Source organism: Streptomyces sp. SDT5-1 (genome assembly GCF_052245995.1).
In the GTDB taxonomy this organism is placed as follows: domain Bacteria; phylum Actinomycetota; class Actinomycetes; order Streptomycetales; family Streptomycetaceae; genus Streptomyces.
Map to the genome: position 1 here is coordinate 535,166 of NZ_CM125963.1, position 22,213 is coordinate 557,378.

General features: G+C 69.2%; 20 protein-coding genes and 1 pseudogene. 6 read left to right on the forward strand and 15 right to left on the reverse strand.

Features of this window, described 5'->3' with window-relative positions:
* Window positions 1-33 precede the first annotated feature (33 nt).
* Together ACTWJ8_RS02500 and ACTWJ8_RS02505 are read left to right on the forward strand one after the other, a co-directional pair.
* Complete coding sequence (locus ACTWJ8_RS02500; protein WP_443262657.1) at window positions 34-1,380, forward strand: hypothetical protein; 1,347 nt, start codon at window positions 34-36, stop codon at window positions 1,378-1,380.
* Window positions 1,377-1,994 carry a carboxymuconolactone decarboxylase family protein gene (locus ACTWJ8_RS02505; RefSeq protein WP_443262658.1) on the forward strand — a complete coding sequence of 206 codons (618 nt, stop codon included), beginning with the start codon at window positions 1,377-1,379 and terminating at the stop codon, window positions 1,992-1,994. The genes ACTWJ8_RS02500 and ACTWJ8_RS02505 overlap by 4 nt, the downstream gene beginning before the upstream one ends.
* Window positions 1,995-2,082: 88 nt before the next feature.
* Here ACTWJ8_RS02505 and ACTWJ8_RS02510 read toward each other — a convergent pair whose 3' ends face one another.
* Window positions 2,083-3,156 (reverse strand): MBL fold metallo-hydrolase, encoded by a 1,074-nt coding sequence (locus tag ACTWJ8_RS02510; RefSeq protein ID WP_443262659.1) that lies wholly within the window; start codon window positions 3,154-3,156, stop codon window positions 2,083-2,085.
* A 397-nt stretch (window positions 3,157-3,553) separates the two neighbouring features.
* On the opposite strand from ACTWJ8_RS02510, the gene ACTWJ8_RS02515 reads away from it, so the two are divergent.
* Window positions 3,554-5,491, forward strand: coding sequence for an MFS transporter (locus ACTWJ8_RS02515; protein ID WP_443262660.1), 1,938 nt, complete (start codon window positions 3,554-3,556; stop codon window positions 5,489-5,491).
* A gap of 88 nt (window positions 5,492-5,579) precedes the next feature.
* On the opposite strand, the gene ACTWJ8_RS02520 is transcribed toward ACTWJ8_RS02515, so the two are convergent.
* The 7 genes from ACTWJ8_RS02520 to ACTWJ8_RS02550 form a co-directional block, all read right to left on the reverse strand.
* Window positions 5,580-6,356: an SDR family NAD(P)-dependent oxidoreductase gene (locus tag ACTWJ8_RS02520; protein WP_443262661.1), complete on the reverse strand. Its 777-nt coding sequence runs from the start codon at window positions 6,354-6,356 to the stop codon at window positions 5,580-5,582.
* Window positions 6,357-6,425: 69 nt separating this feature from the next.
* Window positions 6,426-7,403: a LysR family transcriptional regulator gene (locus ACTWJ8_RS02525; protein WP_443262662.1), complete on the reverse strand. Its 978-nt coding sequence runs from the start codon at window positions 7,401-7,403 to the stop codon at window positions 6,426-6,428.
* Between the two features lie 152 nt (window positions 7,404-7,555).
* A complete protein-coding gene (locus ACTWJ8_RS02530; RefSeq protein ID WP_443262663.1) occupies window positions 7,556-8,515 on the reverse strand; it encodes a fumarylacetoacetate hydrolase family protein in 960 nt (319 codons plus the stop codon).
* A gap of 91 nt (window positions 8,516-8,606) precedes the next feature.
* Entirely contained in the window at window positions 8,607-9,569 is a 963-nt protein-coding gene (locus ACTWJ8_RS02535; RefSeq protein ID WP_443262664.1) for a cyclase family protein, read from the reverse strand.
* 5 nt (window positions 9,570-9,574) lie between these two features.
* Entirely contained in the window at window positions 9,575-9,817 is a 243-nt protein-coding gene (locus ACTWJ8_RS02540) for a hypothetical protein (RefSeq protein WP_443262665.1), read from the reverse strand.
* A 172-nt stretch (window positions 9,818-9,989) separates the two neighbouring features.
* Window positions 9,990-10,148, reverse strand: coding sequence for a hypothetical protein (locus ACTWJ8_RS02545; RefSeq protein ID WP_443262666.1), 159 nt, complete (start codon window positions 10,146-10,148; stop codon window positions 9,990-9,992).
* Between the two features lie 215 nt (window positions 10,149-10,363).
* The gene (locus ACTWJ8_RS02550) at window positions 10,364-11,209 is read right to left on the reverse strand and encodes a 3-hydroxyacyl-CoA dehydrogenase NAD-binding domain-containing protein (RefSeq protein WP_443262667.1); all 846 of its coding nucleotides are present in this window, start codon (window positions 11,207-11,209) and stop codon (window positions 10,364-10,366) included.
* On the opposite strand from ACTWJ8_RS02550, the gene ACTWJ8_RS02555 reads away from it, so the two are divergent.
* A complete protein-coding gene (locus tag ACTWJ8_RS02555) occupies window positions 11,094-12,086 on the forward strand; it encodes an aldehyde dehydrogenase family protein (protein ID WP_443262668.1) in 993 nt (330 codons plus the stop codon). The two genes, ACTWJ8_RS02550 and ACTWJ8_RS02555, sit on opposite strands and share 116 nt — an antisense overlap.
* Window positions 12,087-12,173: 87 nt before the next feature.
* Here the strand turns inward: ACTWJ8_RS02555 and ACTWJ8_RS02560 are convergent, their stop codons facing one another.
* Entirely contained in the window at window positions 12,174-12,671 is a 498-nt protein-coding gene (locus ACTWJ8_RS02560) for a MarR family winged helix-turn-helix transcriptional regulator (RefSeq protein ID WP_443262670.1), read from the reverse strand.
* Window positions 12,672-12,717: 46 nt separating this feature from the next.
* On the opposite strand from ACTWJ8_RS02560, the gene ACTWJ8_RS02565 reads away from it, so the two are divergent.
* Window positions 12,718-13,995, forward strand: a complete 1,278-nt coding sequence (locus ACTWJ8_RS02565; protein ID WP_443262671.1) for a multidrug effflux MFS transporter — start codon at window positions 12,718-12,720, stop codon at window positions 13,993-13,995.
* Here the strand turns inward: ACTWJ8_RS02565 and ACTWJ8_RS02570 are convergent.
* The 6 genes from ACTWJ8_RS02570 to ACTWJ8_RS02595 all read right to left on the reverse strand — a co-directional run bounded on the left by ACTWJ8_RS02570 (window position 13,949) and on the right by ACTWJ8_RS02595 (window position 20,354).
* The gene (locus ACTWJ8_RS02570) at window positions 13,949-14,959 is read right to left on the reverse strand and encodes an ISAs1 family transposase (RefSeq protein WP_443262672.1); all 1,011 of its coding nucleotides are present in this window, start codon (window positions 14,957-14,959) and stop codon (window positions 13,949-13,951) included. The genes ACTWJ8_RS02565 and ACTWJ8_RS02570 overlap by 47 nt on opposite strands.
* A gap of 14 nt (window positions 14,960-14,973) precedes the next feature.
* Window positions 14,974-15,312, reverse strand: a complete 339-nt coding sequence (locus tag ACTWJ8_RS02575) for a transposase family protein (RefSeq protein ID WP_443262673.1) — start codon at window positions 15,310-15,312, stop codon at window positions 14,974-14,976.
* A gap of 240 nt (window positions 15,313-15,552) precedes the next feature.
* Window positions 15,553-16,968 (reverse strand): FAD-binding oxidoreductase, encoded by a 1,416-nt coding sequence (locus ACTWJ8_RS02580; RefSeq protein WP_443262674.1) that lies wholly within the window; start codon window positions 16,966-16,968, stop codon window positions 15,553-15,555.
* A 168-nt stretch (window positions 16,969-17,136) separates the two neighbouring features.
* Window positions 17,137-17,904, reverse strand: coding sequence for an SDR family NAD(P)-dependent oxidoreductase (locus tag ACTWJ8_RS02585; RefSeq protein WP_443262675.1), 768 nt, complete (start codon window positions 17,902-17,904; stop codon window positions 17,137-17,139).
* A 352-nt stretch (window positions 17,905-18,256) separates the two neighbouring features.
* The gene (locus ACTWJ8_RS02590) at window positions 18,257-19,324 is read right to left on the reverse strand and encodes a quinone oxidoreductase family protein (protein WP_443262676.1); all 1,068 of its coding nucleotides are present in this window, start codon (window positions 19,322-19,324) and stop codon (window positions 18,257-18,259) included.
* Window positions 19,325-19,412: 88 nt separating this feature from the next.
* Window positions 19,413-20,354: a LysR family transcriptional regulator gene (locus tag ACTWJ8_RS02595; protein ID WP_443262677.1), complete on the reverse strand. Its 942-nt coding sequence runs from the start codon at window positions 20,352-20,354 to the stop codon at window positions 19,413-19,415.
* Between the two features lie 349 nt (window positions 20,355-20,703).
* Here ACTWJ8_RS02595 and ACTWJ8_RS02600 point away from each other — a divergent pair.
* A pseudogene (locus tag ACTWJ8_RS02600) lies at window positions 20,704-22,184 on the forward strand (ABC transporter substrate-binding protein).
* Window positions 22,185-22,213 lie beyond the last annotated feature (29 nt).

Below are 22,213 nucleotides of genomic sequence, written 5' to 3' on the forward strand. Positions count from 1 at the left end.
GGACCGTTCCCAAGACAGTCGCTCGGAGGGCCCATGGACAAGCCGACCGTGTTCACCGACGAAGAGATCGCCCGTTTCCGTGCAGAACTGGCCGCCAAGCGCGTGCCCGGCGCCTACGAACCGGGACGCTGGTCGGTGAGCCCGCTCAACCGCCGCCCGCAGGTGCGCGGACCGATGCCCGAGTCCGTGCGACTGCGCGACGCCACCCTGCGGTCGGTCGAGACCCTCCCGGGCGTCGTCGCCCCCACCGAGGCGAAGGAGGCCTATCTGCGCCGGCTTGTCGGCGCCGGGGTGTGCGAGGTCGTCACGGCCGGACTCGCGGGGCGGGACGACAAGGTGCTGCGCACCGAGGTCGAGGTCATCAAGGGCGAGAACGCCGAGTGCCGGGCCGTCCTGCCGCTGCTGCGCACGACGCACGACATCGACCGTGCCGCCGACGCGGGCTACGACGCCGTACAGATCTGGGTGCAGGGGCTCGGCGAAGCCTCCCTCATCTACAACCCGGCCGTCTACCAGCAGGCGTGGCGGGGTGAGGACTGGCGCACCCCGGACACCCCGCGGGACCGGGCCGACGTCCTGGGCCGGGCCGTTCCCCTGATCCGGCACGCCCGCTCCCGGGGCCTGGATGCCATCGTGCCGATGCTCATGGTGTCGTACCTCACCGAGGACGTACTCGAGGAGTCCGTCGCCGCGCTCACGGCCGCGGGCGCCACCGAGCTCACGCTCTTCGACGGCCCCGGCGCTCTGAGCCCCGAGGCTTACGGTCATCTCGTCACCCGCACCAAGGAGCTGGCCCCTGACGTCCAGGTGGGCCTGCACCCACACAACACCTTCGGGCTGGCGGTCGGTTGCGCGGTCGGCGCGGTCCGGGCCGGCGCCGACGTCGTCGAGCTGTCCGTCAACGGCTACTGCGGCGGCCCCGGCAACGCGGATCTGTCCGCCACCGCCATGGCCTTCGAGACGCTCTACGGCGTGCGCACCGGGATCAGGACCGAGCGGCTGACCGGACTCGCCCGCGCCGGAGAGGAACTGACGGGGTATCACCTGGCCTGGAACCATCCCGTGACCGGTACGAATGCCTTCTCCTGGGGAGGAATGGACCTCATCACCCAGGAGACCACCGTCGACCCGCTGCTCCACAACTGCCTGGAACCCACCCTGGTCGGCAACGAGCGAAAGATCCCCTTCACGCCCGACAGCGGCCCCTTCACCCTCGCCGACAAGCTGGCCGAGGTGGGCGTCGCCGGCACCACCGCCCAGGTCGACGAGGTGCTGCGCCGGGCCCGCGAGGTCATGGCACGCGAAGGCCGACTGCTCACCGACGCGGATCTCGCTACGCTCGCCCATGAGGTGGCGGACGAGACCGGAGCCAGGCCATGAGCGGCACGGCCTCCGGCGGCCGGCTGCCCCTCGCACACCCCGACCGTCTCTCGTCCGAGCAGCGGGCCCTGTACGAGGAGATCACCGGCGGCCCACGCGCCGCCGGCCCCCAGCTCTTCGCCCTCACCGACCCCCACGGGCACCTGAACGGTCCTTTCAACGCCATGCTGTCGAGTCCCCGGCTGGGCGGCGCCCTGCAAGCCCTGGGCTCGGCCATCCGCTACTCCTCAAAGCTCCCGCCCCGGGTACGGGAGTCCGCGATCCTGGCCGTCGCCACCGTCTGGGACTGCGCGTTCGAGCGGTACGCCCACGAGGCGGTCGGCAGGGCCGCGGGCCTGACGGAGGACGAACTGCGCGCGCTGCGCGAAGGCGTCGACCCGGGCTTCGCCGACCCCTTCGAACATGCCGCGTGGTCGGCCGTCAGCACCCTCGCCACGCCTGGGCAGGAGCTCGACGACACCTGGTACGCGGCGGCCCGCGCCGCCCTCGGCGAGGCCATCCTCTTCGAACTGTCCACACTCGTCGGCTACTACGCCACACTCGCCCTCCAGCTGCGCCTCTTCGGTGTCCCCGCGCCCGATGCCACCGCCACGGACAGGCCGAACCAGCGGTGAACCACGTCAGATCGGTGCGCGGTGCGGCTCACTTCTGCCCCCAATGTGCCGAACGGGGGCAGGAGTTCGCAGCGGAGAGCACTGCGGCCTAGCCCCGCGCCGTACCTCGGGTGACACCGACCGGCACATGCATGAGGTCATGGCCGACCACGATGTCACCCGTGTAGCGGGCCGCGCGCCGGCTCTCGGCGGCGGCCCGGCGCCACCAGCTGTCCGTACGGGCGTGGGGGTCTCCCGGTGAGAAGTGGGTGAGGACGACCTTTCCGGCGTCGGCCTCGGCACCGATACGCCCGATTTCGGCGATCGGCGTGTGCACGGCGTGCATGTGGGTCACGACCGCGTCGGGAAAGCCCTGATCCTCGAACCACGACGTGTCGATGACCTCGTGCACGAGCACGTCCGCGCCGCGCGCGAGGGTGGGGATGTTGGGCGTGAGGGCGGTGTCGCCCGAGAAGACGACGGAGCCGCCGTCGGTGTCGAAGCGGTAGGCGTAGGCGGGGAAGGCAGCGCCGTGCGGCACCAGCACCGCGGTCACCTTCATGTCGTCGCTCTCCATCACGAGGAAGGGCGACATGGTGGGTGCGGTGTGCTTGATGTCTGCGCCAACCGAGTCCGGGGCCGTCGTCTCGTGCACGTGGAGGAGGTCGGTGGGCGGGGTTCCCAGGCCCTCGGCTGCGAATGCCTCCGTGGAGGCCGCCCAGGCACGGTCCGCGTAGTGGGTGAGTTCGGCGGTGCGGGGCGGCCCGTACACGTCGATGGGATCGCTGAATCCGGCGAAGGGTTCGGCGACGCCGCCGGACAGCAGCGGGAACGAGAAGTAGTCCACGGTGTGGTCGGCGTGCAGGTGGGTCAGGAAGATGCCGCTCAGGGAACGCATGTCGAGGCCCGCCTTGAGGTACTGGGTGACGGCGCCGCGGCCGCAGTCCACCACGTACGTGCGGCCGCCCACCACAAGTGCCGACGAGATGCCCGCCCGGTCGGCGAAGGGGGGTGGGCCGCCCGCTGTGCCGAGCAGGAACAAGTGGGTGCCACTGTCGAGCGGCTCGGCCACGGCAACCGGTGCCACCACCGTTCCCACCGTCGCGGTGGTGGCCAGGGCAGCCGCTGTGCGCAGCAGCGTGCGACGCGTTGGAGAACGTCCGGGCGGTTCGTCCGTGCACATGTTGATGTCTCCTTCGGGGACATGGAAGGAAGTCGGGTGGTGGTTCCGGCGGCTCTTGGGCCCCGATCTTTGTAGCCCGCGGGACGCATGCCGCACAGGGGGTCGTGCTGCGCCCGGCGCGCATACCAGGCATGCGAACGCCCGATGGTGCGATTCCTGTCGCTTTATTGCTCGGGGATGTGGCCCTACCTACGCTGCCGTCACCGCGCAGCGCACTCTGCACTCCACCGCGAGCAAGGGACTGCCATCCATGGGCCGACTCACAGGACAGACCGCTTCCATCAGCGCAACAGAGGCCGGAATCGGGCGGGCTGCCGCGCCTGTCCTCGCGGCTGAAGTCGCCCAGGTTCCTGGCTGTGACCTCGAAGAGTCGTCCGACGCCGGAACGGGCTGAGCCATGGACTGTCGCCTCGACCACGTCGGTCTGAACGTCCGGGACCTGGCGTCGCAGACGTCCTGGTACCGCGCCGCGTTCGGGCTGCGCACGGTCTTCGAGTTCACCCTCGAGGGGGCGGGCATGAGCGCCGTCGTCCTGGAGCATCCGGACGGCTGGCGCATCGAGTTGCTCGCCCGCGCCGGCTCGGCCACAGGGCTGCGGGCCCCGGACCCGATCAGCGCGGTACTGACCGAGGGGTACGGCCATTTCGCCGTCACCACCCCCGACCTCGATGCGGTGCATACCCAGTTGCTGCAGCTCGGCGCGCGGACCGTGCTGGAGCCCGCCCCCCTCCCCCGAGCCGGGAGTGCGGATGGCGTGGGTGCACGACCCCGAGGGCAATCTCATCGAACTCATAGAGAAGACGGATTCATAGTGAAGAAATTCCAGCAACTCGACGTCAGGACTCTCATAGCCTGCTGTCTCGCGGTGGCGGCCGCACAGCTGTGCATCACCGTCCCCTCCCCCATCAACGGCGAAATTCAGTCCGCATTCGGCGCGTCCGGCGCCCAGGTGGCCTGGGTCTCCTCCGCATTCGTCCTGCCGACCGCAATCCTTGAGCTCAATTTCGGCGTCGTGGGAGACCTGTTCGGTCGCAAGCGGCTGCTCGTGATCGGTGGTTTCACACTCGCACTGGGTGAATTGCTGAACGCCACCGCGCAGAACATCACCATGCTGTGGGTCGGCCAGGTCGTGGCCGGCATCGGTGCGGCCGCGCTCTTTCCCAGCTCGCTCGCGGTCATCGCGGCGGCCACGCCTCAAGAGAAGGACCGCGCGAGGGCCGTGTCCATCTGGGCGGTGAGCATCTCCCTAGGCTCCGCTGTGGGTCCGCTTTCGTCCGGGGTCCTGGCCACCGTGGCCAACTTCCGGTTCGCCTTCGTGCCGCCCATCGTTCTCGGTGTCGCTGTCGCTGTCACCGCCTGGTTGACGGTCACGGACTCCCGCGCCCCGGAGGGACGCAGTCTGGACTGGCCCGGCCAGATCACCATCGCCATCGGTCTCACCGCACTCCTCTGGGGTGTCATCGAGGGCGGCGAACGTGGCTGGGGCAGCCCCGTCATCGTCACCGCGCTGATCGTGGCGGCGCTGGCACTGGCCGCCTTCGTGATGGCCGAACGGCGGGCGGCAACGCCCATGTTTCATCTGGAACTGCTGAAGATCCCGTCGTTCGCTGCGGCTGCCGTCGTCGCCCTCGTCGGCATGTTCGGATTTATCGGCACCGCGTACTGCGTGTCGATCCGACTCGGAGCGGTGATGCATCTGAGCGCACTGCGCGCAGGCATGCCGTTCGTGATCCTGCAGTTCATCCCCCTGCTCCTGGCACCGTTGCTCAGCCGGATGCTCAGCCGCATCGAAGCCCGCTGGCTACTCATGGGCGGCCTGATCCCCATGGCGGCCGGGCAGTTCTGGATCGCCGCGCTGCCGATCACGACGACGTCGCTGCTCACGTTCCTCGGCCCGGTGCTGCTGCTCGGCGTGGGCTTCATCTGCGTCGTATCTTCCCTGACGCAGGCCGCCGTCAACGCCGTACCGATCCGTATGACGGGCATGGCCAGCGGGGCGACGAGCCTGGTCCGGGAGTTCGGTCAGGGACTCGGCCCCGCGGTGATCAGCACGGTCGCGATGAGCATCGCGTCCTCGGCCCTGGTGGGCAAGCTGTCCGGCAAGGACGCGGGCATGGAGGAAGCGGCCGGTCCGCTCGCCGTGGTCAGCGCCGGCAGCGACAGCGCCCGCGCCGCCGCACAGTCCGCCCTCGCCCACGGCATGGCGGTCGGCGTGGTGATCTGCGGCTGCACCTCGCTTGTCGGGGCCCTGGTGACGCTGCTCCTGGTGCGGGGAAACAAGGAGCGCACCGGGCAGCCGGTGGCAGGGGAGCCCGTGGCGGCTCAGGCGGTGTGACCCCACCTCCGACGTGTAGCGGCGCACACACAGGGGGAGGCCGGGACCGTGCGAGCGGCCCGGCCTCCCCCTGTCTGTGCGCCGTGCGTCAGTCGGCGTCCAGCGCGTTGGTGATGGCCTTGACCCCGCCGTGCGCCGAGTAGCCGCCGTCCACAGCGATCTCCGCCCCGTTGATGTACCCCGCCTCTTCGGACAGCAGGTAGACGACAAGGGAGGCGACCTCGTCGACGGTTCCGGGCCGCCCCTGGGGGGTCATGGACAGATGTGCCGCCACAAAGACGGGGTTGGCGCTGTCCATCAGCGGGGTCTCGATGAAGCCGGGGTGGATCAGGTTGGTGCGGATGCCCCGGCCGGCCAGTTCCAGGGAGGCCACCTTGGACAGGCCGCGCAGCGCCCACTTGCTGGCGGTGTACGCCGCGGCGTGGTGGGCGGTCAGGGCCGCCACGGAGCCCACGTTGACGATGGCGGAGCCGGCCGGCATGAGAGGGGCCAGCGCCTGCATGCCCAGCATCGGGCCGGTGGTGTTCACGGCGAATGCTCGCTCCCAGTCACCGAGTTCGATGTCGCCGAGGCGAGCACGCATGGGGATGCCGGCGTTGTTGACGAGGCCGTGCACGGCGCCGGCGTCGAGCGAGGCGGCGAGTGCCGACCAGTCGTCGGGGGATGTCACGTCCAGGTGGCGGTAGCGGACGTCGAAGCCCTCGGCGCTCAGGGACGCCGCGAGCTTGTCGCCCGCGTCGTCCAGGACGTCCGTCGCGATGACGCGGGCGCCCTCACGGGCCGCGGCCTCGGCCTCGGCGGCTCCCTGGCCGCGGGCGGCCCCGGTGACGACGACGGTGCGGTCGGCCAGTCGGGTACGGCTCACCGTTCCTCCAAGTAGTAGACGGGATCGGGACGTTGACTCACGAGTGGGAGTCAGCCCCTCCCGCCCACGCTAGGAAGCGGCGACCGGATACGGAAACGCGTCCTCGGCATGGCTGGCATCGACGGCGGCGATCACCGTCTCCTCCTCCAGACTGGCCCCGACCCGTCGCACCACGTCGCGCAGCCATCCGTGCGCCGGGTCGGTGTGCCGGTTGTGGTGCCAGTGCATCGCCTCGACGAGCGGTACGTCGGGGAACGGCGTGGGTACGACGGCGCAGCGCAGCGGGTCCGCGTGGCGCCTTGCCTGGCGTTCGGGGACGAGGGCGACGAGGTCGGTGCCGCTGACCAGGCCCGGCAGCACACTGAACCCGGGCGTGCTGACCTGCACACGCGGGGCGATGCCCAGGGTTTCCAGCTGGCGGTCGCACGGAGTCAGGCTCTTGCCGATCGCGCACTGGGCGTGCGGCATCTCGGCGATGTCACGCTGCGTGAGCCGACCGTCGACAAGGCGCGGGTTTCCGGGGTCGACGACGCAGACGAACCGGTCGTGCAGCACGATCTCGCTCACCCCCGGCAGCTGGTACCCGAGCGGGGCGATCATCAGGTCGTGGCAGCGCAGGTGTGCCTCGTCCTCGGGGGTCTTGTGGCCGAGGGGGTGGAAATCGATGCGCAGGCCCGGTGCCTCCCGCGCGAGGATGCGCAGCAGGGGCTCGACGAACAGCGTCATCATGTAGTCCGACATCACCACGGAGAACCGCTGGCGGCTGTGGCGCGGCTCGAAGTGCCGGGTCAGCGAGAGTGCCTCGTCGGCCTTGTGGAGGCAGGACTGGACGACGGGCAGGAGCCGCTCGGCGAGGGGTGTGAGCTCGTAATCGCGGCCGACACGCACGAGAAGCTCGTCGTTGAAGTGACGGCGCAGACGGGACAGCGAGCCGCTCATCGCCGACTGGCTGGTGTTGAGCCGGGTGCCGGCGTGGGTGACGTTCTGCTCCTCCAAGAGGGCTTCCAGTGCCACCAGAAGATTGAGGTCGATCGCCCCCAGGCCCACGTCATGCCTCCCGTTCACTTCGTCGTTGAAATACTCGGTGGCGGGAGGTTAAGCACAGTTCGCGGGCCGGGGGAAGGGTCCGCGCGAGGACTCACAGGCTCGCGATACGACCCATCCGCCCGGCCCATGCCTGGGGCCCTGCGGCGTCCGCGCTACGGGCGCGGGGTGCGGCCCCGCTTGCGGGCGCGCGGCAGGTAGGCGTCACGGCGGCCCGGCACGATCCGGTTGGAGACGGTGCCGAGACGTTCGACGCCGAGGGTGACCTCGTCGCCGGGGGTGAGCGGCGGCGGGGTCCGCTCGCCGTTGCGCCCCCAGTGCTCGGCGAGGGCACCCCAGCCGCACGTGCCGGAGCCGAGGATGTCCCCGGGCTTCACCCAGGTGTCGCGGGAGGCATAGGCGATCATCTCCTCGAATGTCCAGGAGCAGTTGGCGAGGGTGTCGCGGCCAATGAGTTCGCCGTTGAGGGTGACGGTCATCTCCAGATCGAGGAAGCCGTCGCCGTCGCGCCGGTCCTCGACCTCGTCGGTGGTGACGAGGCAGGGTCCGAGGGTGTTGGCGAAGTCCTTGCCCTTGGAGAAGCCCAGGCCGAGGTTCTTCTCGGGCTTTTGCAGGTCGCGGGCGGACCAGTCGTTGAAGATCAGGTATCCGGCGATGTGGTCGCGGGCCTCGTCCGGCGTGAGGTCGCGGCCGGCGCGGCCGACGACGACGCCGATCTCCAGCTCGAAGTCGAGGACCTCGCATCCGGCGGGCACGGGAACGTCGTCATGCGCGCCGTAGGCGGCGTGCGGGTTGGTGAAGTAGAAGTTCGGGGCGCGGTACCACTCCTCGGGGACGTGCTCGAGCCCGTCGAGGGACTTCGACACCCCTTCGATGTGCGCCTCGAAACCGACGAAGTCGCGGATGGACGGCGGGGTGAGGGGCGGCAGCAGGCGTACGTCGCCGAGGCGCAACTCGCTCTGTTCTGCCAGGGCTTGGCGTCCAGTGTCGACGAGCGCGTCCGCCTCCAGCACGTCGAGGACGGTGCGGCCCTCAGGCAGCGGGTGGATGGTGTCACCGTCGTCGAGCACGCCGGCTCGGACCGTGCCCCGGTGTTCGTACGTGACGTAGCGCATGGGTGTCTCAGTGCTCCCAGTGGTTGGTGTGGGTAATGGCCGTGGTACTCAAGTGGCCGAAACTGGCTCTCGGGGCCTCATCTGCGGGGGCTCACTTCATCGCGATCGGGTTGACGGGGGCACCCACCGCGCCGGTCACCGGCAGCGGCGCGGCGATGAGCAGGAACTCGTGGACGCCGTCGGCGGCGCAGTCCGCCGCGAGCCCCTCCAGGTCCCACATCTCGCCGAGCGGCAGACCCATGTTGGGGATGGCGATCTGGTGCAGCGGGGACATGCAGGGCTGGGGGAATTCATAGGGGCGCACCTCAAGTCCCCACGTGTCGGCGGCGATCGCGGCGACCTCGGTGCGATGCAGCCAGTCGAGGGTGGTGAAGGACAGGCCGGGCGCGTCCCCGCCGGCGTAGGTGCCCCACTCCCCCAGCCTGCGGACGCGGCCCAGTTGCCCGGTGCGGAGGAGGACCATGTCGCCCCTGCGGACAGCGGAGGTGGCGCCCTGCGCCTCGATGGTGGTCCGCAGATGCTCCTCGGTGATCGCGAATCCGTCCTCGAGTTCACCGCGCTCGTCGCCGCAGACCCGTCCCACGTCGAGGAGGACACCGCGTCCGGTGAACGCGTCCTTCATGCGCTCGATGCCGGTGACCGAGTCACCGTTGACGATCGCGCAGGAACGGCCGTTCCACGCCTTCTTGTTGTCGTAGATGTGGCCGAGGCCGTCCCATTGAGTGGAGGCCTGCAGCGGCATGACGACATGGTCGTCGGCCCCGCCGAAGCCGTGCGGGAAGCCCTGGGTGCCGGCGGCGGCGGAGCCGGTGTCCCGCATGTAGTGGACCGGGTTGATGCGGCCACGGAAGCCGCGCTGCGGGCCGTCCTCGTTGAAGTCCAGAGCGAGGGAGAAGGCACGGCCGCGGCGGGCGAGCGAGGCGGCGTGGGCGCGGATCGCGTCGTCGAGGAAGTTGAGCGTGCCAAGCACGTCGTCCGTGCCCCATCTCCCCCAATTACGGTAGGCGACACGGGCCTTGGCGAGTTCCTCCTCGATAGGTCCGAGGCTGGTCATCACGGTCATCCTTTCTGGAGCAGGGCCAGGGCGCCTCCGACGACGGCGGTCCGGTCCTCGGCGCCGGGTGCGAGGCGGTCGGCGACGACCTCCGCGATGACGTGGCTCGGGCCGCCCGTGGGGCGCACGAGCGCGTCGGACCGGAGGCGGCGCGAACGCCTGCCGGAAGCAACAGGGCGTGGGCTTCGGTCGCGGTACGAGGGGGCCGAGGTGGTCGACGACGTGGGGGGCGGTGGCACGGAGCTCATGTCGCCACCGTCGGGAAGACAGTGGCCTCGCCCATGACGCATGTCCTGCCCGTTCCGGGGTGCCAGCCTGCTCCAGGCGTCGTACGGCTAGTCCCTGCGCGCTGCTGCCGCCGCCGCCGAGTCTTCACGGGGTGGTGCATGGCGTTCCTTGCACGAGGTGTCGGAAGCGGGGTCAGCCGGTGAGGCCTGGCCCGAGTTCGTGGCAGCGCAACGGCTCGGCCCAGCGGGATCCGTGGGCCTCGGCGCGCATCTTGCGGGCCTGGCCGAACGCATTCTGCAACTGCTGCTCGCGGCCGGGCTCAATGGTCGGCTCGGCGTGTTCGACGACCATGTCGGTCTCCTCCGTCGATCTCCACGGTGGGCGGGTGAGACGAGCCTCATGGGCCGGCCGACCGTGGTCAACGGATCGAGGCATCGCCATGTGGCACGTCTGCCATCGGCAGCAGCCATTCCCGCCCGCGCGCTCCCGCCCAGGGAGGACGTCGAGCCCCCCCTGGACCTCGCGCCGTACGACGACACGGGAGACACCAGCGCCAGGATCCGTGCTCACACCTGATCGGTGCTCGGCTCCTCCAGCGGCCGGCCGGCCAGCCCTCGAGCGATCTCGGCGCGCCGCCGTTCGGCTTCACCGGGCTTCCAGGCGTAGAACCCTCGGCCCGTCCGCGCACCGAGGCCCCCGCGTTCGCACATGGCCACCAGGTACGGGTGGGGGGCGGATGTGGTGTCCAGGACCGGCATCAGAATCTCGTGGATGGCAAGCGTGAGATCGCAGCCGCCCAGATCCGCCTGCTCCAGTGGCCCCACGAGTGGAAGTCGGCGGCCGAATCCGCAGCGGACCACCGTGTCCACGTCCTCAGCGCTGGCGACTCCGCCCGCGACCAGGGCGATGGCTTCGCGTTTGAGCGCGTGCTGGAGACGGTTCCCGATGGCCCCCGGCACGTCGGCGTTGACCGACACCGGCCGCATCCCGGCGGCCGAGAGCAGGGTGATCACCGCGGCCACTTCCTGGTGAGTGGCCGCGGCCCGGACGACCTCGACGAGGGGCACGAGCGAGGGCGGCTGCCAGAAGTGGGTACCGATCACTTGTTGCGGCCTGGTGAGCCTATCGGCGATCCGGGAGATGGGAATCGCCGAGGTGTTGCTGGCCAGTACGGTGTCGGGTGCCGTGTGCCGCACCAGTTCGGCGAACAGCGCCTGCTTGAGGGCGAGTCGTTCCGGTGCTGCCTCGAACACGGTGGTCGCGCTGTCGCAGGCCTCGGGGAGCAGGTCGTGCACCGTGATCAGCGCGTCGACGCCGTCGCCGTCGGCACCGGACAGTCGGCACCCGGTCGCGATCCTGCTCCGGGCGGAGTTCCTCGCGCTCGGATCCGGGTCGTACAGGGCGACCGGCACGCCGTGGGCTGCGAAGACCTGGGCGAAGGTCCACCTGGCACTGGGCGCCAACAACGCCCTGCTGGTGCTGCCCAACGCCGACCTGGACGCGGCGGCTTCGGCCGGCGCCTGGGGCTCCTTCCTGCACCAGGGCCAGATCTGCATGACCACCGGACGGCACCTCGTGCACCGGTCTCAGGTCGCCGAGTACGCGGCCAAGCTGGCCGAGAAGGCCGCGGCCCTCCCGGTCGGCGACCCGACCGACCGGTCCAACGCACTCGGCCCGATCATCGACGAGCGTCAGCGGGACAAGGTACACGACATCGTCACGAGCAGCGTCGAGCAGGGCGCGGTGGTGGCCGCGTGCGGTACCTATGGCGGCCTGTTCTACCGGCCCACCGTGCTCACGGACGTACCGATGGACGCGCCAGCGTTCGCGGAGGAGATCTTCGGGCCGGTCGCGCCGGTCGTCGCGTACGACGCGATCGACGAGGCCATCGAACTGATCAACTCCTCGGAGTACGGGCTGTCGGTGTCGATCCTCACCGCCAACGCGTTCACCGCCTGGGAACTGGCCGACCGCATCGAGTCCGGCGCCATCCACATCAATGAACACCTTTTCCGAGGGGCAGTGGCTCACGGCGCAGTCGAGCATCGAGCGCTACCCCTTCTGACATGGCCACCGACACGGTGGCGGCCCTGCTGCTGGTGTCCAGGCTCGCCGAACCGCCGAAGCGTCCGCCCACCCTGGCTGCTGGAACCGGAGATCATGGGACCCTGGGCCCTGTTACCCCCGGCCCCGGACGCGTTCACCGGCGGACGGAACCGGCCGACGACGGAGGCGCTCCGCTGCGCCGCCGGTCGGCCCAGCCTTTGTTCCGCCTGTCGCACCCGGTAGGCGACCGTGTTGGGCGCGAGGGACGCCATCGGTGCGGCATCAGCGGCCCGCGGCCCAAGGGAAGCGTCCCGCTCCCACGTGCCCTGGTCAGGTGCCAGGGCTGTGGCGGTGCTGACGGAGCGCCTCGGCCAGTTCCGTCAGCGCCGCGACGACGGCGCCCCGCCGCTCCCCGAGCGCCGCCAGCATCTGCGCCTCGATCTCGAGCTGTCGCGGAAAGACTGCGTCGACGGCATCCTGGCCGGACTCGGTGATCCGGACGAATGCGGCGCGCCGATCGGCGGGATTGGGGGTGCGCTCGATGAAGCCACGCTTCTCCAGCTTACCTAGAGCCTTGCTCACACCGGCCCGCGACAGGTTCATCTGGTCCGCCAGACGCCGCGCGATCACCGGCCCGTCCGCGTGGCGCAGGGGCACCAGCAGATCCATCTCGGGCAGGGTAAGAGGGGCGCTGTCGTACAACGCCCCCACCGCCTCTTCGATCATATGAGAGACCTGTTTCACCAGTGCGACCACTTCGATGGGCGAAGTGTCGAGGTCAGGACGGTGGGTGGCCCACTGTTCGTGCACCGTTGACGGCGTGTTCATGCAGCTCCTTTTGTTAACCGGAAAACTATTGGTTAACCTTTAGTCCATGGTACCCCTCAGCCAAGCCCAGTCAGAGATCTCCACGGCATCCGGAAGTTCCCGCCACCTCGCGTCTGAACCGCCCCGGAAGCGCGCCGTCGGCCTACTCGTCGTCCTGGGCGCGCTCACCGCGATCGCTCCCCTCGCGACCGACATGTACGTCCCCGGCTTCCCGTCGATGGGCGAGTCACTGAGAACGAACAGTTCATCGATCCAGCTCACCATGACGACCTTCCTCGTGGGGCTTGTCATAGGCCAGCTCGTGTTCGGGCCACTCAGTGACAGTCTGGGGCGACGCAAGCTACTCATCGCGGGGTCCGCGGGCTTCGTCCTCTTCTCCACCCTCTGCGCCCTGGCCCCCAGCGTGCAGGTCCTGTTGGCGGCCCGACTGCTCCAAGGGGTCGCCGGTGCCGTCGGCATGGTGCTGGCACGGGCAGTGATCACCGACCTCTTCGACGGTGCCGAAGTCCCGCGTTACTTCGCGGTCCTGTCCCAGATCCTCGGTGTCGCGCCCGTCGCCGCCCCGGTACTCGGCGGCGTCATCCTGGCCGTCGCTTCCTGGCAGATCATCTTCGTAGTGCTCGCCCTCATCGGCGCGGCTCTGGTCCTGTCGATCATGGGACTGGTGCCGGAGTCGCTGCCGGCCGAGAAGCGTAACGGCGGCGGTCTCGGCTCCGCCTTCCGCGCCATGGGTACGCTGCTGCGGAACCGCAGTTTCATGGGTTACGTACTTGTGCTCGGCTTCGCCGCAGCGGCGCTCTTCGTCTACATCAGCGGTTCCAGCTTCGTCTTCGAGAACCTGCATGGTGTGTCGTCGACTACGTATTCGCTCATCTTCGCAGTCAACGCGATCGGCATGCTCGTCTCCGGCACCTTGTTCGGCAAGCTGGTGCACAAGGTGCTGCTCAACACGCTGCTAAGTGTCGGACTCACCATCTGCCTTGTAGGCGCCATCGCTCAGGTATTGGCGGTAGCCCTACTCGGTGAGACCCTGATCGGCTCCTGGATCTGCCTGTTCGTCACCGCGGCCGGCATCGGCATGGTGTTCCCCGCGACCATGAGCCTCGGCCAGGCGCTCGGCCGCCGCGCACCCGGTGCCTCCTCTGCTCTGATGGGCGGATCCCAGTTTGGTTTCGGCGCGATCGCCTCCCCGCTGGTCGGCGTCTTCGGCGAGGACAGCTCCCTCCCCATGGCCACCATCATGCTGGTCGCCGCCTCCTGTGGCGTCCTGGCCCTGATCACACTGGCTCGCCCTTGGAACCGCCACGGCGAGCACAGGGTCTGAAGGAGGCGCGGCAGATGGCACCCACGTCCCGGCGCGCACAGGATGACAAGCCGACGCCGACCAGAGGCGTTTCCGCTAGCGATGGGACAGGCCCGTAGGCCCGACACCTCAACCGTGGGCGCCGCGGCCCTCGACCACACCTGCGTGGCGCGTCGAGCCCTCGTGACGGATTGTCCCTCCCTGTACCAGGGCCCCGGCAAAGTCGTTCATCACGCGGCTCAGAAGAGGTTGATGGGGCGGTCGGTGTCGCGGGCCTGGCGGCGATGTTGTGGTGGCCGATGAGGCACAGGAGGGTGATCGCGGTGTTGCGGAGGCCGGCCATGACGCGGGGTGTGTTGCCGGTGCGGACCTGGGAACGGTCCTCGTCGAAGGTGACGTCCCGGACCCAGTGCAGGCGGTTCTCGATCTCCCAGTGCGACTGCACACACGTGGCCAGGAGTTCCGCAGGCGCGGTGCGGACGTCCGTGCTGGTGATCAGGTAGCCGATCTCGACCGTCCGTCCGCCCCTCCTGGTGACGGTGGGTCGCAGTTGGGCGACTTGCGTGGCTCCGGTGAAGCCGATCCAGGCGGGCACGTCGACGACCTTGATCGTGCGGGTGGCTCGGCGTCCGTGTCCGCGCTCTGTCCTGGTGAGGGCGGGCATCCGGGCCCAGAGCAGGACCTTGAGCTGCGTGTACAAGGACTTTTGATTGGCCTTCACAGTCAGCACGTAGTCGGCGCGGGCCCCGGTCACCAGCGCCGCGGTGTCGTGATGAGTATGCAGCACGTCCATTGTGACCACCGCCCCGTCGAGATCGAGGATCTCCAGCAGGCCCCGGGCCGCGGGTATCTCGTTGCTCTTATCGCTCACGGCGACCTGACCGAGCACTGCACCCGAGCCGCGCGCGAGCGCGGCGACCAGGTGCGGGGCCGAGGAGGTATCGACGCGTGCGCCCCTCACGGCCTTGCCGTCGATCGCGATCACCCGCCAGCCCGCGATCAGCGTGTTCCCGTCGCCCAGGTTCCCAGCACCATGTCGCGACGGTCCGCATCCAGCCTCGCGAACAAGCGCCGCAGCGTCGACTCGTCAACCGATCCCCACGCCAGACCCAGCCGCGTCATGGCCACCGCCCCGGCGTCCCGAGCCCACTCCCCGATCGCCGTGAAGCCTCGTGCTCCGGCCATGACCGCGCACACCGCGACCGCGATCAGAGCTCCTACCGGGTGGCGGACCCCGCGCCGCCGGCGCGGATCGGGTATCCGGCCGAGCAGGTCGAAGAGAAGCTCGTCATCCGGGACGGGCGTGCGAACAGATGCGGAGATGCGGGCCGATGGCATGGCGCGGGCGTTGGTCCCTGGTCGGACAGAAGGCGTAGGAACCTGCATCCAACCGGACCGGAACACGCCCGCGCACCTCACCCACCCGCAAAGCCCCCACGTCACGGAGTTACCAGACGACTTTGCCGGAGCCCTGGGTGGGGAACAAGCCCCTGCACGTGTGTGGCGCTCCGAACGCGCTGCGGCCGGATCACGGTTCCTGCGCCGTCCCCCTCCGGCCGAGGGGGACGGTGTCGTGGCTCAGCCGATCACCGTGTCGACCTCCCAGTGGTTGACGTTGAGAGCGTCGTGGTCCTTGGCGAGGTAGCGGTGGAAACGGCCCTCGGGGTCGCGGGCTTCGATGATCTCCAGCAGGCGGGCCCAGTTCTCCGGTGCCATGACTCGTAGTTGACGGTGCGTCATGTCCGAGTCGCCGAGGTACTGGCCGGCCGTGACGGGCTGCGCGTAGGCCATCACGTCGGTGAGCCAGTCGCGGTTGCGCTCGTAGTCGGCCTCGTCGGTGTAGACCGTGTAGCTCGCGACATAGGCCTCGGTCTGGAGCGAGAACGCCATGTCGGGCAGCTCACGCCGCATCGGCGCGTTGCTCATCCATATCGCGAAACCCTTCTCGGTGGGGTTCGTCGTGAACAGAGGGCGGATGTGTTCCACCATCCTGGCTATTCCCTCGGGGGTGTTCTCACCGTCTATCCACGCGTTGTCGGTGATGTACTGCCAGTGCTCCGGGTTCTGCAACTCCTGCTGGACCCGCTGCTCGGCGAGAGTGGACTCGCGGCAGTCCTCGACGAAGACGGCCCGGTCGATCGCCGGTGACTCGTTGAACGGCGCGAGCGCCTCCTCCGCCGCCGCGCGGTCGTCGACGAGCGCGACGCCGGTGACCAGAAGGACTCGCTTCTCGGTGCCGTCGGGTAGCGGGACAGGGGTGGAGATCGCGACGATCTCGACGTCCGTGGAGATGCGATGGTGCACGCCGTAGAGCCATGTCATGACTTCGGTGAAGTCTTCCAGCTCGTAGGCGTGCACGGTGTGTCCGAGGAAGCCGAACAGCGGCCGGGTGTGGATGTGGAAGCGCACCACCACCCCGGGGAAGGTGGGACCGGCGCCCCGTGCGGCCCAGTACAGGTCGGAGTTCTGGGTGGCGTCCGCACGGACGAGTTCGCCGTCGGCGGTGACCACGTCGACGGCGACGACCGACTCGGCCGCCCAGCCCCAGCCCCGCTGGTTCCAGCCCTGGCCGCCCTGGAGCAGGAAGCCGCCGATCCCGACCGACGGGCAGTGACCGCCGTTGAAGAACCGGCCTCGCTGCTCCAGGAACGGTGACAGCTCATCGCCGCCCTTCGTCGCCGGTCCGGCGGTCACGATGTGCGTCTGCTCGTCATAGACCATGTCGCGGAGCACGCCGAGGTCGATGAGCAGACCGCCGTCCCGGACACTCCACGCCGCCCAGGAGTGACCTCCGGAACGGACCGCGACGGTCCATCCCTTCTCCTTGGCCAGGCGCACGCCGCGCTGAACGTCCGCGACGGAACCGGCGAGGAGCACGGCGTCGGGCTGGCGACCGGGACGCCGCCCGTTGAAGACGCGGCCGACCCGCGCGTCCTCCCAGTCGGGGTCGCCGGGCAGTACCAATCTGCCGTCGAAGGCCTGATCGTGAGTCATCCTCTAACTCCTCGTGAAAGGTGGTGCGGAACCGCGTCGTCCTACGGTTTGTTCGCCGACGCTAATGAACCGGCGCCCGTGCCCGGACGCGGTGAGAGCGATATCTGTCATCTCGGTGCGGACCCGTGGGGTGTGCGCTGACACCTGCCGTCCGGGTCGGCGGAGCGGTCAGCCCAGAACGCTGTTGCCGCCGTCGACGACAAGATTGATCCCGGTGATCCACGAAGCCTCGTCGGAGGCGAGAAACAGTGCGGCGTTGACGACGTCCTCGGGTTGCCCCGGACGCCCCAGGGGGATGCGGGCCAGGTTCTTCAGCAGCGGCTCCGGGCCGGACTCAACGAGCCAGGCGGTCGACGGCGTGACCGTGAAGCCCGGGCTGACGCACACCGCCCTGATGCCGTGCGGGCCGCCCTCGACGGAGAGCTGCTGGGTGAGGTTGATGACGCCCGCCTTGGCCGTGCCGTGCGCGTTCTGGGCCATGAACTCCACGCCGCGCGTTCCGGCGATGGAGCCCACGTTGAGCACGACGCCACCGCCGCGCCGCTTGAGGTGCGGCCAGGCGGCCCTGGTCGCGTAGAAGACCAGGTTGAGTTCGTTGTTCATGACGAAGTCCCAGTCCTCGACCGGGAGTTCGTCGATCGGGCCGAAGCGGGGCGAGGAAGCGTTGTTGTAGAGAATGTCGAACCCGCCGTACACTCCGGCGGCCTCGTCCACCCAGCGCGCCGCCGCGGCGGCGTCGGAGAGCTCGACGGGCGCGAAGTTGGTGATCTCGCCGCCGGCCTCGCGTACGAGCCGGACCGTTTCCTGTGCCCCTTCGGCGATCAGGTCACAGCCGACGACCTTCGCCCCCTCAGCGGCGAAGCGCAGCGCGGCCGCTCTGCCCATTCCGCCCCCGATGCCCGTGATCAACGCGACCTTGGCGTCCAGCCGTCCCATGGTGCCCTCCTTGTGGGTATTGCTCCGCGGGCGATCATCGACAGGGCCCGCAGGCATGACGCGAGGCCGCCGCGTTGGTCCGGAACAGCGGTGCCCCGGTCGCCGAGAACACCGGCCCGTCCGTCACTCGCGTCACACGCTCCGAGACACCCTCAAAGCGGCCCCGCAGGGAAGCCTAGGCCGCTGGCTGCCCGTCGGAGAACACCGGATTGTGGATACCTCCCATCGTCGACCCCGCTTCTTCGCCCTGCCGACGGGGCACCTCCGGAAGAGGTGCCGGCCCGTGGTCGCGGCGGCACGCGGCGTAGCCGCCGCAACCGCCCCTCGCCGCGGCTGGGGGTCCTCACAGACATCACCGGGCGTCGACCAGGCCACCGTCGGGCGCCACTCGGAAGACGATGCGCCCGACGGGTTGTACGCCCTCTTCGAGAGTCTGGTGTGCGGTGGCCGATTCCTCCAGGGGCCATGTCCGGGCGATCCGGGTGCGAAATCCCTCGGCCGCCGCGGCCCAGAGCCGCTCGTGGTCGGCCGGCCCGGCGGCGGAGACACCTACGATCCGCACGTCGTGTGTCATCACCCGGTTCAGGTCCACCGGCACGCGCACACCGCCGTACAGTCCGGTCAGGGCGATGGTGCCTCCCGCGCGGACGACGGCGCAGGACACCTCCCAGACCTTGGGCGCTCCCATGTTGTGCACAACGACGTCGAAGCCATCCGGAAAATCCTTGCCGATCCTGAGCACGGCGTCCTGGGCCGTACTCGCGTAGGCGTGTGCAAAGCCGAGTTCCCGCAGCTCGGACAGCTGCTCCACACGTGGCGTCGCCACAGCCACCTCGGCGCCGAGACACTTCGCCAGCAACGCCGCGGTGCATCCGAGCCCCGATCCGGCGCCCTGCACCAGCACACGGGTATCACGCCCGACCCCCGCGGCCCTCAGCAGCGCCGCGGCAGCTGGACCGGAGAGCGCCAGGGCGGCTGCCTGCTCGGTCGGCACACCGTCCGGGATGCGGTACACACACGAAGCCGGTACGACCACGAAGTCCGCGTAGGCGCCCTGCCGGTGCACACCGACCAGCTCCGCCCGGCCCCCGTCACGGACCACGGGGTCGACGGCCACGCGTTGCCCGGCCCGCACACCGTCGACCCCCTGACCGGTGGCCTCCACCGTGCCCGCACAGCCACCTCCGGGGATGTGCGGGAGACTCACCTCGTGGCCCGGGACCCGCCCATGACGGACGATCAGGTCGAGAAACCTGCTGAGCGCGACGTATCCGACCCGCACCAGCACCTCCCCCGGGCCCGGCGACGGCACGGGCCGCCGCTCGGGCATGAGGAGTGCCGGGGCGCCGAACTCGTGGATCGTGATGGCGCGCATGGTGGCCGTACCGCACTGGGGCGGCGCGGTGGATTGTTCCTTCACAGGCGGCGTTCCTCTCGTCGTGCTCCATGCTGTCGGTGACGACCGCTTCGTGGAGGAGCCGCTGCCCATACCTGGCATCGCGCAGGCGTCATGTGGCGCGCGCCGCGGACCCGGCGCCGTCCAGCAGAGCGGTCACCAGCCACTGAAGGCCCGGGTCGGCGTCGCGGGCCGCGTGCCAGGAGAGGTACTGCGGAATCGGTACGTCCCCGAACGGGGGCTCGACGACCCGCAGTTCGCCGGTTCGGGCACTGACGAGTGCCAGCTTCTCCGGCACGACGGCGATCAGCTCCGTCTCGGCGACGATGCTGACCGCGGTGGCGGGATCCTCGACGGCGACGACCGGGCTCAGCTCGACACCCTGGCTCATCAGGACCTGGCGCAGCCGGGCGTCGGTGTCCTCACCGCACGTCCCGACCGCGATGTCACCACCGGCGAAATCCGCCCACTCGATGTGCCCGCTCGCAGCGAGCGGGCTGTCCACGCCGAGCACACAGACGAACCGGTCCTCGGACAGCACGATCGAGCGGTACTCGTCCGGCCCCACGGTGGGAGAGAGCACCAGATCGTGCGTGAGCCAGTCACGCACCGGTGGGGACGGGCGCCCCTGCCCGTTGACCACGTCGATCCGAATTCCCTGTGCCTGCTGCACCAGTTGAAGCAGGCGAGCGTGCAGCAGAAAACTTCCGTAGCCGACCGAGAGGATGGTGAACGAGCGGGTACTCTGCCGCGGATCGAAGACGCGGGGCTTGGCCCCGAGCAACCCCTCGATGGCGGCGGTCGCCTCCTGCACATGAGGCAGGAGCGCCCGCGCGAGAGGTGTCAGCTCGTAGTCCCTGCCGAATCGGACGAGAAGTTCGTCGCCGTAATGGGTGCGCAGCCGTGCCAACACACCACTCATCGCCGGCTGCCCCATACCCATCCTGGCGGCGGCGTGGGTGACGTTGGACTCCTCCAGCAACGCCCGCAGCCCGAAGAGCATGTTCAAGTCACGCGAGGCGGTCAGAGCTGACGAAGCGTTAGGTATCGGCATGCTTCCGTCCTTTCCGCCGGTACCCTAACTTTCCGTTTCACCGCCGGACCAGACCTGGGCGAAGATTTGCGCTGTTCACAGGTTCGCGGCGGCTACCGGCCGGTGCAGTCGATATCACCCATCATCCTGAGAACACATCCGGCCATTCCCCGCGCGTTACTCTCCCGAAACGAGCCGACGAATGCAGCTCCCGGTCCGGGCGGGCACTGTCCGGCGGGGCGTCCGCCTGTCGCTGCGCGGACCAGCGTCCGCACGATCGTTTTGCTGACAAGGGAGTCACATGAGCAGGTCTTGCGCACGAGTCCACCGATTCACCACGGCCGCACTCTCCTTGGCCGTCACGACCGCGATGCTCACCTCGTGCTCGGGTTCCACCACCGCGGGTGACAAGGAGGGCGGGCGGGGAAGTCTCCTCACCTTCGCCTCACGTGAGCCCGAGAGCCTCAACCCGGCACTGGTCAACAAGGCTTCCGTCATACCGCGGCTGGCATACCAGGCACTCCTCGGTTTCAAGGACGGGGACGTGGTCGGAGTCCTCGCCAAGGACTTCTCCTGGGACAACGACGATTTCACCGCCCTCACCGTCAAGCTCAGAACAGGACTCGCCTTCTCCGACGGCGACAAGCTGGACGCGGATGCCGTGGTGAAGTCGTACCGCTACTTCCTGTCCGCCAAGGGACCCACCAGCGCCCTGTACTCGGGCATCGCGGTGAAGAAGGTCGACGACACCACCGTGCGGTTCATCTCGTCGTCGTCCAACCCCGACCTCGAATACCTCCTGACCGACCAGTACTACGGCGGCTCGATCATCAGCCCCACCGGAGTCGATCACCCGAAGACCCTGGAGACGTCCTCGCACGGCATCGGGCCGTACGTGTACGGCAAGATCAAGAGCGGTGTCGAGTACGACCTCGTCGCCAACGACGACTACCGGGACCAGTCGGAGATCCACTACGACAAGCTGGCGTTCCCGGTCATGGCCACCGAGGCCGCGCAGACCCAGGCACTGCTGGCCGGCCAGGCCGACATCACACTCTCCTCGGTCTCCGCCTCGTGGTCCGACACCGTCGGTTCGAACCCGTCACTCACCCTCACCAGCGGAACGGCCGCCTGGAACGGCCTGGAACTCCTGGACACCCAGGGCAAGGTCGTACCCGCCCTCGGTGACGAGCGCGTCCGCCGGGCGATCAACTACGCGATCGACCGGAAGGCCATCACGAAGCCGTCTACGGGCCCGACGCCTCGGCGGTGGTCCAACCCGCCAACAGCACCTGGCCGGGCTACGACAAGTCCCTGGAGTCGGACTACCCATACGACGTGGCCAAGGCCAAGAAGCTGCTGAAGGAGGCCGGGTACTCCGCCGGGTTCACCGTCCCGGTGGCCGTCACCGCAGGCGACGTCAGCGAAACGCTGCTGCAGGCGGTCTCGGGCTATCTGAAGAAGGTCGGGATCAAGCTGGACATCACGACCTCGACCGACGTCGGCGGCCTCATCAGCAAGCTGTACAGCGGGACCGTCGCCGGCATGGCTCTTCCGAACGCCCAGAGCACCGTGTTCCAGTACATCTCCACGGTCCACCTCAAAAACGCCGGACTCAACGCCCTCCACCAGGACGACAAGGGCCTCGACAAGCTCTTCGAAGCCGCCTGCGCAAGCAACAGCTCCAAGGACTGGGCGGCGGTCGTCTCCTACGTCAGCGAGCACGCCCTGACCGTGCCGGTCAGCAACGCGCCCGACGCCTGGATCTCGACCTCGAACGTCGACGTCAGCAAGGCCTACGACAAGCGGACAGGGCTGTTCGACCTGCTCCAGGTGGAACCGGCGAACTGAGCTGCGCCCAAGCCCTCTTCCCTGACCCG

Coding starts and splice junctions, on each gene's coding strand:
- ACTWJ8_RS02530 (WP_443262663.1), bottom strand. CDS start 8,515: ATGCGCTACGTCACGTACGAACACCGGGGCACGGTCCGAGCCGGCGTG.
- ACTWJ8_RS02540 (WP_443262665.1), bottom strand. CDS start 9,817: ATGAGCTCCGTGCCACCGCCCCCCACGTCGTCGACCACCTCGGCCCCC.
- ACTWJ8_RS02535 (WP_443262664.1), bottom strand. CDS start 9,569: ATGACCAGCCTCGGACCTATCGAGGAGGAACTCGCCAAGGCCCGTGTC.
- ACTWJ8_RS02545 (WP_443262666.1), bottom strand. CDS start 10,148: ATGGTCGTCGAACACGCCGAGCCGACCATTGAGCCCGGCCGCGAGCAG.
- ACTWJ8_RS02585 (WP_443262675.1), bottom strand. CDS start 17,904: ATGGGACGGCTGGACGCCAAGGTCGCGTTGATCACGGGCATCGGGGGC.
- ACTWJ8_RS02595 (WP_443262677.1), bottom strand. CDS start 20,354: ATGCCGATACCTAACGCTTCGTCAGCTCTGACCGCCTCGCGTGACTTG.
- ACTWJ8_RS02510 (WP_443262659.1), bottom strand. CDS start 3,156: ATGTGCACGGACGAACCGCCCGGACGTTCTCCAACGCGTCGCACGCTG.
- ACTWJ8_RS02500 (WP_443262657.1), top strand. CDS start 34: ATGGACAAGCCGACCGTGTTCACCGACGAAGAGATCGCCCGTTTCCGT.
- ACTWJ8_RS02580 (WP_443262674.1), bottom strand. CDS start 16,968: ATGACTCACGATCAGGCCTTCGACGGCAGATTGGTACTGCCCGGCGAC.
- ACTWJ8_RS02565 (WP_443262671.1), top strand. CDS start 12,718: ATGGTACCCCTCAGCCAAGCCCAGTCAGAGATCTCCACGGCATCCGGA.
- ACTWJ8_RS02515 (WP_443262660.1), top strand. CDS start 3,554: ATGGACTGTCGCCTCGACCACGTCGGTCTGAACGTCCGGGACCTGGCG.
- ACTWJ8_RS02575 (WP_443262673.1), bottom strand. CDS start 15,312: ATGCCATCGGCCCGCATCTCCGCATCTGTTCGCACGCCCGTCCCGGAT.
- ACTWJ8_RS02505 (WP_443262658.1), top strand. CDS start 1,377: ATGAGCGGCACGGCCTCCGGCGGCCGGCTGCCCCTCGCACACCCCGAC.
- ACTWJ8_RS02560 (WP_443262670.1), bottom strand. CDS start 12,671: ATGAACACGCCGTCAACGGTGCACGAACAGTGGGCCACCCACCGTCCT.